This window comes from Nocardia sp. NPDC058176 (assembly GCF_042883805.1).
Taxonomy (GTDB): Bacteria; Actinomycetota; Actinomycetes; order Mycobacteriales; family Mycobacteriaceae; genus Nocardia.
In genome coordinates this window covers 122,496-136,555 of sequence record NZ_JBHVVA010000005.1, presented here as the reverse complement: position 1 = coordinate 136,555, position 14,060 = coordinate 122,496, and the positions used below count along the sequence as shown (strand labels likewise).

Annotated in this window: 14 protein-coding genes; 6 read left to right on the top strand and 8 right to left on the bottom strand. The window is 69.4% G+C overall.

Going from position 1 to position 14,060, the window contains the following annotated elements:
• Positions 1 to 55 precede the first annotated feature (55 nt).
• The gene (locus ACFVVM_RS24970) at positions 56 to 673 is read right to left on the bottom strand and encodes a hypothetical protein (RefSeq protein ID WP_387622717.1); all 618 of its coding nucleotides are present in this window, start codon (positions 671 to 673) and stop codon (positions 56 to 58) included.
• Between ACFVVM_RS24970 and ACFVVM_RS24965 the strand changes: the two genes are divergently transcribed.
• Positions 650 to 1,174: a hypothetical protein gene (locus ACFVVM_RS24965; protein ID WP_387622714.1), complete on the top strand. Its 525-nt coding sequence runs from the start codon at positions 650 to 652 to the stop codon at positions 1,172 to 1,174. The two genes, ACFVVM_RS24970 and ACFVVM_RS24965, sit on opposite strands and share 24 nt — an antisense overlap.
• Positions 1,175 to 1,308: 134 nt before the next feature.
• Here ACFVVM_RS24965 and ACFVVM_RS24960 read toward each other — a convergent pair whose 3' ends face one another.
• Genes ACFVVM_RS24960 through ACFVVM_RS24940 form a run of 5 tightly spaced genes read right to left on the bottom strand, consistent with a single transcriptional unit; the run spans position 1,309 to position 7,007 of the window.
• A complete protein-coding gene (locus ACFVVM_RS24960; protein ID WP_387623480.1) occupies positions 1,309 to 2,184 on the bottom strand; it encodes a sirohydrochlorin chelatase in 876 nt (291 codons plus the stop codon).
• A 35-nt stretch (positions 2,185 to 2,219) separates the two neighbouring features.
• Positions 2,220 to 3,515, bottom strand: a complete 1,296-nt coding sequence (locus ACFVVM_RS24955; protein ID WP_387622711.1) for a sulfate adenylyltransferase subunit 1 — start codon at positions 3,513 to 3,515, stop codon at positions 2,220 to 2,222.
• Position 3,516: 1 nt separating this feature from the next.
• Positions 3,517 to 4,476: a sulfate adenylyltransferase subunit CysD gene (cysD, locus tag ACFVVM_RS24950; protein ID WP_387622708.1), complete on the bottom strand. Its 960-nt coding sequence runs from the start codon at positions 4,474 to 4,476 to the stop codon at positions 3,517 to 3,519.
• Positions 4,473 to 5,192 carry a phosphoadenylyl-sulfate reductase gene (locus ACFVVM_RS24945; RefSeq protein WP_387622705.1) on the bottom strand — a complete coding sequence of 240 codons (720 nt, stop codon included), beginning with the start codon at positions 5,190 to 5,192 and terminating at the stop codon, positions 4,473 to 4,475. Before ACFVVM_RS24945 ends, cysD begins: the two co-directional genes overlap by 4 nt.
• A 21-nt stretch (positions 5,193 to 5,213) precedes the next feature.
• Complete coding sequence (locus ACFVVM_RS24940; protein ID WP_387622703.1) at positions 5,214 to 7,007, bottom strand: nitrite/sulfite reductase; 1,794 nt, start codon at positions 7,005 to 7,007, stop codon at positions 5,214 to 5,216.
• A gap of 436 nt (positions 7,008 to 7,443) precedes the next feature.
• Here ACFVVM_RS24940 and ACFVVM_RS24935 point away from each other — a divergent pair, with 436 nt between their 5' ends.
• The 3 genes from ACFVVM_RS24935 to ACFVVM_RS24925 all read left to right on the top strand — a co-directional run bounded on the left by ACFVVM_RS24935 (position 7,444) and on the right by ACFVVM_RS24925 (position 9,629).
• Positions 7,444 to 7,869, top strand: coding sequence for an SgcJ/EcaC family oxidoreductase (locus ACFVVM_RS24935; RefSeq protein WP_387622700.1), 426 nt, complete (start codon positions 7,444 to 7,446; stop codon positions 7,867 to 7,869).
• Positions 7,870 to 7,935: 66 nt separating this feature from the next.
• Complete coding sequence (hemW, locus tag ACFVVM_RS24930; protein ID WP_387622697.1) at positions 7,936 to 9,156, top strand: radical SAM family heme chaperone HemW; 1,221 nt, start codon at positions 7,936 to 7,938, stop codon at positions 9,154 to 9,156.
• 248 nt (positions 9,157 to 9,404) lie between these two features.
• Complete coding sequence (locus ACFVVM_RS24925; protein WP_387622694.1) at positions 9,405 to 9,629, top strand: hypothetical protein; 225 nt, start codon at positions 9,405 to 9,407, stop codon at positions 9,627 to 9,629.
• Positions 9,630 to 9,695: 66 nt separating this feature from the next.
• On the opposite strand, the gene ACFVVM_RS24920 is transcribed toward ACFVVM_RS24925, so the two are convergent.
• Both ACFVVM_RS24920 and ACFVVM_RS24915 read right to left on the bottom strand, forming a co-directional pair.
• Complete coding sequence (locus ACFVVM_RS24920; protein ID WP_387622691.1) at positions 9,696 to 11,024, bottom strand: hypothetical protein; 1,329 nt, start codon at positions 11,022 to 11,024, stop codon at positions 9,696 to 9,698.
• Between the two features lie 5 nt (positions 11,025 to 11,029).
• A complete protein-coding gene (locus ACFVVM_RS24915) occupies positions 11,030 to 11,398 on the bottom strand; it encodes a hypothetical protein (protein ID WP_387622688.1) in 369 nt (122 codons plus the stop codon).
• Positions 11,399 to 11,742: 344 nt separating this feature from the next.
• Here ACFVVM_RS24915 and hrcA point away from each other — a divergent pair, with 344 nt between their 5' ends.
• Positions 11,743 to 12,777 carry a heat-inducible transcriptional repressor HrcA gene (gene hrcA, locus ACFVVM_RS24910; RefSeq protein WP_387622685.1) on the top strand — a complete coding sequence of 345 codons (1,035 nt, stop codon included), beginning with the start codon at positions 11,743 to 11,745 and terminating at the stop codon, positions 12,775 to 12,777.
• Between the two features lie 128 nt (positions 12,778 to 12,905).
• Positions 12,906 to 14,060 (top strand): molecular chaperone DnaJ, encoded by a 1,155-nt coding sequence (dnaJ, locus tag ACFVVM_RS24905; protein WP_387622683.1) that lies wholly within the window; start codon positions 12,906 to 12,908, stop codon positions 14,058 to 14,060.

The window sequence follows — 14,060 nt, the reverse complement described above, 5'->3', positions numbered from 1 at the left end:
GGTGCTGAACGTGGAATCTGCGGACTCGCGTTCGGGACGTGTGCGTGGGTCGAGATCAGTGGTGGTGTGCGTGGGCGACGGTCTGCGGGGCGGTCAGGGTGAAGGCCGCGGTGCGGACGGTGTCCTCGTGGCGGAAGTCGAGGAACAGGCGGTAGGTGCCGGGGCCGGGCACGGCGGTGTGGAAGGTGATTTCGGGCCCGGCCGGGGTGATGCCGTCGCCGGGTTCGCCGTTGGGGTGGACGTGCACGTAGGCGAGGTCGCCCGCGCGCAGGATCACCAGGTGGCCGAAGGCGGCGAGGTAGGGCTGCAGATCCGTCACCGGCGCACCGTCTTTGCGGACGGTCAGCGTCAGCAGGTCGCCCTCGGCGCGTAGCTCGCCGTCGACGGTGACCTCGTAGCCGTCGACCTCGGCGGTCCGCCCGACGGCCGGAACCGGCTGTGGCGCATAGTGTCCGGCGATGGCCAGATCGGCACCCAGGGTGATTGTCCGGCCGAGGGCGCGCGGGGCGATATCGGTGAACACCCGGTAGGCGCCCGCTTCGGGCAGTTCCAGCCGGATCACCCAGGTCCCGTCCGCCTCGCGGCGCGGATGTACGTGCCAGAACCCGGTCAGCTCCCGCCGCGCCACGATCAGATGCAGCTCCCGATCGTGAATCGGGTCGAATTCGGTCACGGGAACCCCGTCCGGCCCGAGGATCCGGAACTGGAAATCGATCCCGCCCGGCTCGGCGATCGTCGTCTCGAGATCCAGGGTGTACCCGTCCTGCGTGATCAGCAGCCCACCGGGTCCACCCGCGTCATGTCCGGTATGACCACCGCTGTGCCCGGCGTGTTCGGCAGCGTCACCTGGGTGGCGCCCGGTGGGGTCGGCGGTACGGCGATTCGCGTGCCGCCCGTCGTGCTGGGGATCGTGGCCCGCGTGGCCACCGTCGTGCTCGGGAGTGTGACCCGCGTGATGCCCGGCGTGCTCGGCAGTGCGGTGTGCGCCTTGTCCGGCGTCACCACCGTGATTCCGGTGTGCGGCATGGTGATCGGCGTCGTTCGCCTGGTGCGGCGTGGCGTGTGCAGCGGTGGCGTGGTCGGCGTGGGCGTTGGTGGTCATCGTTTCGCCTCTCTCGGTGCGTTTGCGTTGACACGAACTATACCCCTGGGGGGTATGCCGAGAAGGGGTTGATTGTGTGAACTGAGTCACTGGGGGCATGGAGGTCTGACCGTGTCGCGCTGTTCAGCGAGAGAGGGGCATTCGGCACCACCTGATGGATTCCGGCTCGTGGGCGGCGCAGTGGCGGGATACGGAGACCGTCGATCTCAGGCGGACAGTTCGAGTTCCGCCGCGATCGTGCTGTCGTAGCGGGCCCAGATCACCTCGGTCAATGCGGGGTGGGCGCCGATGACGGCGGCGTGGACCAGGTCGGGTGCCGCCGTGAGGAGTCGATCGGTGAGCAGACCTGGTGCGAGGAACCAGGGTGCGACCACGATGTGTTCGGCGCCCCGTGCGCGGAGTCGGTCGATGGCCACTTCGATCCCGGGTTCGACTGTGGCGAAGCAGGTTTCGGTGCGAATGCCGGTCGCCGCCGACAGTCGTCGCGCGACGACCGCGGTACGGCGATTCGCTGCCGCGTTCCGCGAACCGACCGCGGCGACCGCGATGCCCAGCGATGCGGCGGGGCCGGCGAACCGGGGCGGCGTCCCGGTACGGGGGACGGCGAAGGAGGGCGCTGCGATCCCGGAGTGCGGCAGCGAGGTGTGCGGCTCTCGATCCTCCAGTGCGCCACCGGCATCGGGCCGAACGAGAACGCCGGTCGTCGCGGCGACGACCCGATCGGCCAGCGCCGCGACCAGGCGCGGGTCGGCGCCGAGCACGTCGGCCTGGGTCAGCCGCAGTCGCGGATGCCGTCGCGTCGCCTCGGCGAGCAGGGCGGGCAGATCGACCCTGGCGTGAAAGGCATTGCCGAGCAACAGCGGAACGACGATCACCGAGGTGTGCCCCTGTGCGGCGAGATCATCGGTGACCTGCTCCACCGACGGCGCGTTCAGGTCGAGAAAGGCCAGCCGGACCGTGAGGTCGGGGCGGGCGGCGGCCGCCTCGGCGACCACGGCCGCCATCGTCGCGGCCGAGCGCGGGTCGCGGCTGCCGTGGGCCACCGCGAGGAGTGCGGGCCCGCCACCGCCACGCGGCGCCATGGCGGCACCGCGCAGCGGGGCGAGTACACGCGTCATCAGACCGCGGCACCGACCTCGACCGAGGTCAGCACATCGCCGACCAGACCGGCCGCGAGGGTGTTGCCACCCGCGGGGTCGATCAGCAGGAACGAACCGGTGTGCCGGTTGGTGCGGTAGTCGTCGGCCGGGATCGGCTCGGCCAGCCGCAGCGAGACCCGCCCGATGTCGTTGAGCTCGAGCGACTCCGGGTTCGGCACGGCGGCCAGCGCCTGCTCGTCGAAGCGCTCGACCAGCGCGCCGACGATGGCCTGGGTGGTCTTGGCGCCGTGCTTGAGCAGCAGCCGCGCGCCGGGGCGCAGCGCCTTGTCGCCGAGCCAGCAGACGGTCGCGTCGAAGGTGTCGACCGGCTCGGGCGCGTCGGCGACCGAGGCGATGATGTCACCGCGCGAGATGTCGACCTCGTCGGCGAGGATCAGCGTCACGCTGCGGCCCACCTGGGCGACCGCGAGTTCACCGTCGGGGGTGTCGATGCGCTCGACGGTGGTGCGCTTGCCCGAGGGCAGGACCACGATCTCGTCGCCGGGGGAGACCGAACCGGCCGCGATCTGGCCCGCGTAGCCGCGGTAGTCGGGGTACTCGGCGGTGCGCGGGCGGATCACGTACTGCACGGGGAAGCGCAGGCCGAGCGCGTGCTCGCCGGTCGAATCCGCGTCCACCGGAACCGATTCCAGGTGCTCGATCAGCGAGGGCCCGTCGTAGTACGGGGTGCTGTCGGAGCGGCTGGCGATGTTGTCGCCGTGCAGCGCGGAGACCGGGATCTCCAGCACGTCCTCGTCGGCCCAGCCCAGCGTCGAGGTGAGCGTGTTGAACTCGGCGGAGATCTCGGCGAACACCGTCGCCGGATCCTCGACCAGGTCGATCTTGTTCACAGCCAGCACCAGCTTCGGCACACCGAGCAGCGCCAGCACGGCGGCATGACGACGGGTCTGCTCGATGACGCCCTTGCGCGCGTCGACCAGCAGGATCACCAGCTGCGCGGTGGACGCGCCGGAGACGGTGTTGCGGGTGTACTGCACGTGGCCCGGAGTGTCGGCGAGCACGAAAGACCGCTTCGGCGTGGCGAAGTAGCGGTAGGCCACGTCGATGGTGATGCCCTGCTCACGCTCGGCGCGCAGACCGTCGACCAGCAGCGACAGGTCCGGCGTGGACAGCCCCTTGTCGACCGAGGCGCGGGTGACGGCATCGATCTGATCGGCCAGCACGGACTTGGTGTCGTAGAGCAGCCGTCCGACCAAGGTGGACTTGCCGTCGTCGACAGAACCGGCGGTGGCCAGCCTCAATAGGTCGGACATATCAGAAATAACCCTCTCGCTTGCGGTCTTCCATCGCGGCTTCCGACACTCGGTCGTCGCCACGGGTCGCTCCGCGTTCGGTCAGTCGGGACGCGGCGACCTCGGCCAGGATGGCCTCGTTGTCGGCGGCGTCGGAGATGATGGCGCCGGTGGTGGAACCGTCGCCGACGGTGCGGTAGCGCACCGACCGGGTCTCGAGCGCTTCACCCTCGGCGGGGCCGCCCCACACGCCGGGCGTCATCCACATGCCGTCGCGCTGGTACACCGGGCGCTCGTGGGCGTAGTAGATGCTGGCCAGGTCGATGTCCTCGCGGGCGATGTAGCGCCAGATGTCGAGCTCGGTCCAGTTGCTCAGCGGGAACACCCGCACGTGCTCACCCGGCGCGTGCTTGCCGTTGTAGAGGTTCCACAGCTCGGGACGCTGACGCTTGGGGTCCCACTGGCCGAAGGCGTTGCGCAGCGAGAAGATCCGCTCCTTGGCGCGCGAGCGCTCCTCGTCGCGGCGGCCGCCGCCGAACACCGCGTCGAAACGGTGCTCGGTGATGGCGTCGAGCAGCGGCACGGTCTGCAGCGGGTTGCGGATGCCGTCGGGACGCTCGGTGAGCCTGCCGTCGGCCAGGTACTCCTCGACCGAGGCGACGTGCAGGCGCAGGCCGTACTTCTCGACCACCTTGTCGCGGAACTCGAGCACCTCGTCGAGGTTGTGCCCGGTGTCGACGTGCAGCAGCGCGAACGGCAGCGGCGCCGGCCAGAAGGCCTTGAGCGCCAAGTGCAGCAGCACGGTGGAGTCCTTGCCGCCGGAGAACAGGATCACCGGGCGCTCGAACTCGCCCGCGACCTCACGGAAGATGTGGATCGCCTCGGATTCCAGCGCCGCGAGGGTGTCGAACTCGGTCAGGCCGAGCTCGCGTTCGGTGGTGTGGGTACTCACAGGCTCACTCCCAGTGGTGGTGACGGTCATGATTGGTGCAATCCGCATTCGGTCTTGGCCTGCCCGGCCCAGCGGCCGCTGCGCGGATCGGACCCCGGTTCGGGCTTGCGCGTGCACGGCGCGCAGCCGATGGACGGGTAACCCTCCTCCACCAGGGGATTGACGAGAATGCCGTTGGCCGCGATGTAGGCCGCCATCTCGTCGTCGGACCACGGCGCGATCGGGTTGATCTTCACCAGTCCGAAGGCTTCGTCGAACGAGATCAGCGGCGCGTTGGCGCGGGTGGGGGCCTCCACCCGGCGGATGCCGGTGATCCACGCGTTGTACCCGGACAACGACGTCTTGAGGGGAACAACCTTGCGCAACCGGCAGCACTCGGCGGCGTCCCGGGCGAACAGGTCCTTGCCGAGCAGGTCGTCCTGCTCGGCGACACTGTGCTCGGGGCGCACGTTCACCACGTTCACGCCGTACACGGCCTCGACCGCGTCCCTGGTGCCCATGGTCTCGGCGAAGTGGTAGCCGGTGTCGAGGAAGAGCACGTCGACACCGGGCCGGGTCTGCGCGGCCAGGTGCACCAGCACGCCGTCCTGCATGTTCGACGCCACGATGTAGTTGCCGCCGAAGTGCTGGTCGGTCCAGGCGATCAGCTCGGCCGCCGAGGCGTCGGGGCCGAGGTCGGCCGCGCCCTGCTCGGCCAGTGCGCGCAGTTCGTCTTCGGCCAGCTTCGCCGCGAGATTCGTTGTCACAGTGGAGTTCTCCTCTTCGACTTATCGCAGGTCGGCCTCGTCGGCGCGAACCGCCCACACCGCGAAGCGTTCCCCGGACTCCCGGTTCTTGACGAAGTTGCGGACCACGCGCTCGATGTAGTCGCCGAGCTCGACGCTGGTGACCTTGTGCTGACGCAGCTTGCGACCGAACCCGCTGTCCAGGCCGAGGCTGCCGCCCAGGTGAACCTGGAACCCCTCGACCTGATTCCCGGAGCCGTCGTCGACCAGCTGCCCCTTGAAGCCGATGTCGGCGATCTGGGACCGGCCGCACGAGTTCGGGCAGCCGTTGATGTTGATCGTGATCGGCACGTCGAGCTCGGCGTTGATGTCGGCCAGCCGCTGCTCGAGCTCGGGCGCCAGCACCTGCGAGCGCTTACGGGTCTCGACGAAGGAGAGCTTGCAGAACTCGATACCGCTGCAGGCGAGCAGGTTCCGGCGCCAGATCGAGGGACGCGCCTGCAGGCCGAGCGGTTCCAGCTCGTCGATCAGCGCGTCGACCTGGTCGTCGGCGATGTCGAGGACGATCAGCTTCTGGTACGGGGTGAACCGGATCCGGTCGGAACCGTACTTCTCGGCGGCATCGGCGACCTTGCTCAGGATGGTGCCCGAGACGCGACCGGCGATGGGGGAGAAGCCGACGGCGTTGAGGCCGTTGCGCAGCTTCTGCACGCCGACGTGGTCGATCGGCTTGGCGGGCTGCTCCGGCGCGGGACCGTCGATCAGCTTGCGCTTGAGGTACTCGTCCTCGAGCACCTGGCGGAACTTCTCGATGCCCCAGTCCTTGATCAGGAACTTCAGGCGCGCCTTGGTGCGCAGGCGACGGTAACCGTAGTCGCGGTAGAGCGAGACCACGGCCTCCCACACATCGGGCACCTCGTCGAGCGGCACCCACGCGCCGACCCGCTTGGCCAGCATCGGGTTGGTCGACAGGCCGCCACCGACCCACAGGTCGAGGCCGGGACCGTGCTCGGGGTGGTTCACGCCGACGAAGGCGATGTCGTTGATCTCGTGCACCACGTCCTGCTGGCCCGAGATCGCGGTCTTGAACTTGCGGGGAAGGTTGGAGTACTCCTTCTTCCCGATGTAGCGCTTGACGATCTCGTCGATCGCCGGAGTCGGGTCGATGATCTCGTCGAGCGACTCACTGGCCAGCGGCGAGCCGAGGATCACGCGGGGGCAGTCGCCGCAGGCCTCGGTGGTGTGCAGGCCCACCGATTCCAGTCGCCGCCAGATCTCGGGGACGTTCTCGACCTCGATCCAGTGGTACTGCACGTTCTCGCGGTCGGACAGGTCGGCGGTGTCGCGGCCGAATTCGGTGGAGATGCCACCGATGGTGCGCAGCTGGGCCGCGCTGAGCGCGCCCGCGTCGCAGCGCACCCGCATCATGAAGTACTTGGCCTCGAGGATATCGATGTTGTCGTCATCGGTCCAGGTGCCGTCGTAGCCCTCTTCGCGCTGGGTGTAGAGACCCCACCAGCGGAAGCGGCCGCGCAGGTCGGCCTTGTCGATCGAGTCGAAGCCGCCCTTGGCGTAGATGTTCTCGATCCTGGCCCGCACGTTGAGCGGGTTGTCGTCCTTCTTGGACTGCTCGTTCGGGTTGAGCGGCTCGCGGTAGCCGAGCGCCCACTGGCCTTCGGACCGGCGGCGGACCGGCTTGCCCGTGCGCGCGCGCGGCGCGACGGGTGCTTCGGTGCGTGGCCGATCGGGCCGGACGCGGCGCTCGGTGGCCGGGCGCTCTGGACGGGCCTGCGCCGTCGACTGGTCGGTCGAACCGGCGTCGGTGCTCGACGTCATAGGGGGTCGCTCCTGCGGGGGTGGTGGTACATCCGTGCTGAAGGCGCGAGGGGCTGGCTCGCGTCAGGTGGTCAGCGGGCCGATGAGAGTCGAAGACACCGGGGGATACCCGGGCGTGGAAGCCGCTGCGCTACCGGTGGGAACCGGGCCGACAACAGGCACTGCAGACGCGCAGGAAGTCGACGTGGCGACGGGCCACGAGTCGTACTCCGGTTGCGTGCATGGAGCCTATTGTGCCATGTCAGCCGGGTCGTTCCGACCGCAGGGAGATATTTCCCGCACTTTCGAGGGAAATTCCCTGGATGCTCGTCCAGTTCTGTGATGTGGGTCATAAGTGGCACCGGGAAAGCATCCGATGATGCGTCGAATTCCCTTGTCGTGCGGTGGCGCACTCGGTGGTTGACCTCGACTGCTGTTGAGGTTGCACGGTGGTGAGATGAGCAACGAAGTCACCATCGCAGGACACACTCCCACCGACCTCGAGACCGAGATCGCCGCCATTCACGCGGTCGTCGCGACGGTCGCGCACGCCCAGGCGAACGAACTCGTCGACGAGTTCGTCGGCATCTTCCGCGAGGACGCGATCTGGACGACCGGCCACGGCAGGAAGCTCTTCGGCCGCGACGCGATCGGGGAGTTCACCGCGCAGGTCCTGCCCGGCGGCTCGCCCAGCGGTCGCGTCGCCTACGAAGTCGAGCATGTCCTGTTCCTGCGCCCCGACGTCGCCGCGGTCAAGGTGCGCCAGCTCCACTATCCGCTCGGCGACGAGCTCGACGGCGAGGGGGCACCGTTGTACGTCATGACCAAGGAGGACGGCCGCTGGCTGCTGGCTGCCAATCAGAACACGCCTGTCGTCAGCTGACCTCGACCCGTGGGTGTCGGCCGGGGTCGCGCGGGAGCGGGCGACGGGGCGCGGCAGACTGGAGTGGTGACTCTCAGTGCTGCCTCCGGAGCTGCTCGCGCGATCCCGGCCGATGCCGATCGGCCGGTGCTGCGCGATTTCGGTGACGGCGCGTTCGGGGTGTACGTGCACGTGCCGTTCTGCGCGACGCGCTGCGGATACTGCGATTTCAACACCTATACGGCGGGCGAGCTGGGGACCTCGGCCTCGCCGCAGTCCTGGCTCGAGGCGCTGCGCGGTGAGCTCGCGACCGCCGCGGTCGAGTTCGGTGCCCTGCCGAGTGCGACACCGGCGGTGTCCACGATCTTCGTCGGTGGCGGGACGCCCTCGCTGCTCGGCGGGGACGGCCTGGCCGCGGTGCTCGACGCGGTGCGGGCGAACTTCACGCTGGCCGCCGGGGCCGAGGTGACCACCGAGTCCAACCCGGAGTCCACCTCGCCGGAATTCTTCGAGCGGATCCGCTCGGCCGGGTACACGCGGGTCTCGCTGGGCATGCAGTCCGCCGCGCAGCACGTGCTGCGGGTGCTCGACCGCACACACACCCCCGGTCGCGCGGTCGCCGCCGCGAAGGAGGCGAGGGCCGCCGGATTCGAGCACGTGAACCTCGATCTCATCTACGGCACACCCGGTGAGACCGATGCCGATCTGGACACGAGCCTGGACGCGGTGCTGGCCGCCGGTGTCGATCATGTCTCCGCCTACTCCCTGATCGTCGAGGACGGCACAGCGCTGGCGCGCAAGGTCCGTCGTGGTGAACTGCCCGCACCCGACGACGACGTGCTCGCCGCCCGCTACGAGCGCATCGATGCCCGCCTCGGCGAGGCGGGTCTGTCCTGGTACGAGGTCTCCAACTGGGCCGCCGACGAGGACGCCCGCTGCCGCCACAACCTCGGCTACTGGGACGGCGGCGACTGGCTCGGCGCGGGCCCCGGCGCCCACAGCCACGTCGGTGGTGTCCGCTGGTGGAACGTCAAGCACCCCGCCCGCTACGCCGACCGCGTCGCCCTCGGCGGCCTGCCCGCCGCGGGCTGGGAAGCCCTCACCGACGACGAGCGCTACACCGAGCACCTCATGCTCACCGTCCGCCTCCGCACCGGCCTGCCGGTCACCGATCTGGCGCCGACGGCCCGTCCGGCCCTCGACCGCGTCCTCGCCGATGGCCTCGCCCACCTCAGCGACGGCAATCTCGTCCTCACCGACCGCGGCCGCCTGCTGGCCGACGGCATCGTGCGCGATCTCCTGGACTGATCCGGTCTCGTTCGTCCGGTTTCGAGGTAGTGCGGACAGCGCGTCGGTGACTTCGTCGTGACCGGAATTCGTGCTTCTCGATCGCCCCGTGACCGATCGGTGATCACCCGGTCATCGTCACTAACCGTCGCGATGCACACCAGGTGCGGCGGGGTCCACGGCAGGGTGGCCGAAGGCGGTTTTCGGCGGGTTAGGGGCCGAAGATAACGATTGGGGGCGTAGGCTTCGAGACGATCCTAGGGAGCTAAATGTCCACCGAACGGCACATCACCCTCGTCCACGAGCAGAGCGAATTCGCGGAAGCGCGCTCCGCCGAGAAGGCAGCGACCGCACATCAGTGCGCGGTCGCCGCGCGGACGGTCGCGTCCCATTCCAATGATGCGGAAGATTGCGTATCGCTGTTGGCGATGCTCGGCCTCGATGCCCTCGCGGGCAAACAGGTCGGCGCCGCCCATTCGGCCGCCAGGGGCTGACTCGGCATCGGCCGTCCCGCCGGGGCGGCCAGTGCCGACGGTTTCCTCGACTCGCTGACATCGCCGTCACCGTCGAGTCGCCGGTGAGTGCTGCTCGCCGGACAGGAAGTCGTCCTCCGCACCGATCACCCCGCCGGCGATCGCCGGTCGCGGGTCACCGAGCAGTGCCTCGGTGTTCGCCTCGGTGATCAAGTAGTCCGGGAGCCTGCGCTCGGTGTCCTCGCTCGACGACAGCGGGGCCACCGGTCCTGTGCAGGGGAAGAAGCGCTCGGACGTCCGGGTCGTGGTGATCCCATACGGCCGATCCGCGCCGATCACCGGACCCGCCGCGCCCGGCAGGCTGCGCCCGGAACCCGGACCGAGCGGTGCATGACGCGCCGGCTGTTGGAAGCGCGGGCCACCGGTCGGCGCGCGATCACCTGCGCCCTGCGCCGATCTCGCGGGGCGTGTGCCACCGAAATACGGGTTGGCCGACAGACTCCGGCTCGGCGACATCGCCCCGTCGACCTGCCCGATCGTTCCCTGCGGCGCCGAGACGATTCCTGTGCCGCCCGCTGACGGCATGGCGACCGGTGCGCTGGTGACCACCGTCGACGACGTGACCACCCTGCCGTCCTCCGGCCCTGTCACAGCACCCAACTCCGCCGCAGCCGGGCGCGAAGCATCCGCCGCAGATGTGTCGGGATCCTCGGTGCCACCCGGACTTCGCTGTCCTCGGGCCGACGTCTCGCCGACGCCCACGGCCGACGCATCGGAACCACCCCCGACGACCTCGTCGCTCGCCGACGACCGAGCTCCCACATCGATCTCGAAATCCGGCCGCCCCGCGGACCCGACGAGCAACCCGCGATCACCCATCTCCACGGTCGAATCGGCCAGTGAACTCGGCAACGGCAGCACCGGAATGCGCCCGTCCAACTCGCCGAACGGAACGACATACCGCTCATACATCGCCGATCGCGCCGAGTCCTGTGCCGCCGAATCGGCCCGGTACTCCGCCGCACCGCGCATCGCCCACATCGATGCCTCCCCTTCGGTGACGGCCTGCGCCGGAATCGCGTACTTGGTGGCCACGATCGCCTCCGCCGCCGCCCTGACCACCTCGGGCAGCTCATCGAGCGCCACACTCAGTTCCCGCGCCTGCGTGAGATACACATCGACCGCCGCGGCCGATGCTGAAGCGCCCACGCCCGACCACGCCGCGGCGAGCGATTCACCCATCGCGCGTTCGAACGCCACGATCCCCTCCGCCCACCACCGCGCGATCAGCGCGAACTTGTCCGCTTGCGCATGGGCATCGGTCACCTCGAGCGGCTCGAACGCCGCCGTGATCTCCCGGTGCCGCCAATTCCAGGTGTTCTCACCGCCGCCGGGAATGCCCGGTGGCTCGTGCACGGCCATCACCGTTGCCACCCGATCGGCAGATCACGGTGCCCCACAGCGGATTCCGCCGAGCCGAGTCGATCGGCCCACTCCTCGTCGGCGCGCACCAACTGATCCAGGGCGATCCGATGCGCCCGCCGAACATCGTCGACGACGCGTGCGTGTGCCGCCATCACCGTGTCGACGCTGTTCCCCGGCTCGGCCGCCTTGGCCCGTAATCGCGACACCAGTGTGGACCCGGAGATCAACCGGGCATCGCCCTCACCCAGCCCCCAGTGGGCCTGCCCGCCGATTTCCCCCGCCGCCGCCCGGATCCGCGCGATCACATCGAGGAATTCCCCACACGCGCGGTCGATCGCGGCGAACGCCACCGGGTTCAGCGCCACCGCCGTACCTGTGTCCCGCCCATGACTCAGCCCACCCTGCCGCACCACAGATCCCTCCCCGCACGTCGAAGACAATCGAAAAATGCTGGTAATGCCCCTGATTCAGCACCGAAGCTACGTCGGTGTCCACCCGCCGACAAGACCCGATCAGCCGCCTGTGGATAACCCCGGCCTGTGGAGAACTTCGCACCGCGCGCCGCTCGCGACACCCGTGTGGCCCGGCGATGCCGAAGCAGACAATTAGACTGGACAACGAGACGCTCCGAGCGTCCGCGTGCGAGTCTGTGCGGCAGCGGCACACGCGGGCCGATGACGTACCCGGCACGAGCGAGGAGGTGGGGTCGATGGCGTCGAGCACCGAAGATCGGCGTTTCGAGGTCCTGCGAGCGATCGTCGCGGACTACGTCGCCACCAAGGAACCGATCGGCTCCAAGTCGCTCGTGGAACGGCACCACCTCGGCGTTTCCAGCGCCACCATCCGCAACGACATGGCGGTGCTCGAGGCCGAGGGCTACATCACCCAGCCGCACACGAGCTCGGGCCGCATCCCCACCGACAAGGGCTATCGCGAGTTCGTCGACCGGATCGCCGAGGTGAAGCCGCTCTCGGGCGCCGAGCGGCGCGCGATCATGGAGTTCCTCGAATCCGGCGTCGACCTCGACGACGTCCTGCGCCGCGGCGTCCGCCTGCTGGCCCAGCTCACCAGGCAGGTCGCGGTCGTGCAGTACCCCACGGTGTCGGCCTCGATCGTGCGCCACATCGAGGTCGTTGCGCTCAATCCGGCCCGCCTGCTGCTGGTGGTGATCACCGACACCGGCCGGGTCGACCAGCGCATCGTCGATCTGGGCGCGGTGATCTCCGACGACGATCTCGCCGCCGTGCGCGGTCTGCTCGGCGGCGCGATGGACGGCAAACTGCTCTCGGTGGCCAGCGCGTCGGTGGCGGGGCTGCCCGAACGCGCACCGGCCAAGATCCGCGACGTGCTGGTCCGCGTCTCGACGGTGCTGGTCGAGACGCTGGTGGAGCATCCAGAGGAGCGCCTCGTCCTCGGCGGCACCGCCAACCTCACCCGCAATGTCGCCGACTTCGGGTTCCCCGGCTCCCTGCGCACGGTGCTGGAAGCGCTCGAAGAACAGGTCATCGTGCTGAAACTGCTCGCCGCGGCGCAGCAGCCCGGCCAGGTGATGGTGCAGATCGGCGAGGAGACCCAGGTCGAGCAGATGCGTGGCACCTCGGTGGTGTCCACCGGCTACGGCGCGGCGGGCGCGGTGCTCGGCGGCATGGGCGTGCTCGGGCCGACCAGGATGGACTATCCGGGAACCATGGCGTCGGTGGCGACCGTGGCCCGCTACATCGGCGAAGTGCTCGCCGAAAGGTGACGCCAGCTCGGGAACGACCCCACCCACACTGTTAAGGTCGATACTTCGGCCGGTAAAGTTGAGTGGATTCGACTAAGGGCGCGCGGCGCTCTGCTGGACCACAGCGACCAAGGACTAGAGAACTCACAGTGGCACGGGATTACTACGGACTGCTCGGCGTCGGCAAGAACGCCACCGACCAGGAGCTGAAGCGCGCTTACCGCAAGCTGGCCCGCGAACTGCACCCCGACGTGAACCCCGACGAGGCGGCGCAGGCCAGGTTCAAGGAAGTCTCCACCGCCTACGAGGTGCTGACCGACCCGGAGAAGCGCCGGATCGTCGATCTCGGTGGTGACCCGCTCGAAAACGGCGGTGGCGGTGCCGGATTCAACGGCGCGGGCTTCGGCGGCCTCGGCGATGTGTTCGAAGCGTTCTTCGGTGGCATGAGCGGCCAGCCCGGTGGGGCGCGCAAGCCGCGCGGTCGCGTGCAGCCCGGCGCCGACTCGCTGATCCGCACCCGGCTGAGCCTGGCCGAATGCGCGGTCGGGGTCACCAAGCACCTCACCGTCGACACCGCGATCCTCTGCGACATCTGCGTGGGCTCGGGCACCAACGGCAATTCCAAGCCGGTGCGCTGTGAGACCTGTGACGGCGCGGGCGAGGTGCAGTCGGTACAGCGCTCGTTCCTCGGCCAGGTGCTCACCTCGCGCCCCTGCCCGACCTGCCGCGGCGCCGGCGAGACCATCCCCGATCCTTGCCACAAGTGCGGTGGCGACGGCCGCGTGCGCGCGCGCCGCGAGATCGCCGCGCCCATCCCGGCCGGTGTCGCCAACGGCATGCGGGTGCGCCTGGCCGCCCAGGGCGAGGTCGGCCCCGGCGGCGGGCACGCCGGTGACCTCTACGTCGAGGTCGTCGAGCAGCCGCACGACACCTTCGTCCGCGACGGCGACGATCTGCACTGCACCGTCCGGGTCCCGATGGTCGACGCGATCCTCGGCACCACCGTGGTCGTCGACACCATTCTCGACGGCCCGACCGAGCTCACCATCGCTGCGGGTACCCAGCCCGGCGAGGTCATCCAGCTGCGGGCACACGGCATGCCGCGGCTGCGTTCGGGTGCGCGCGGCGATCTGCTCGCCCACCTCGACATCGTGGTGCCGACCAAGCTCGACGGCAAGCAGACCGATCTGCTGCGCAAGTTCAAGGGCATGCGCGATCGGGACCGTGCCGAGGTGATGTCGGCGCAGTCCGAGCACAACAGCGGCCTGTTCGCCCGGCTGCGCGCCTCCTTCAGCGGCCGCTGA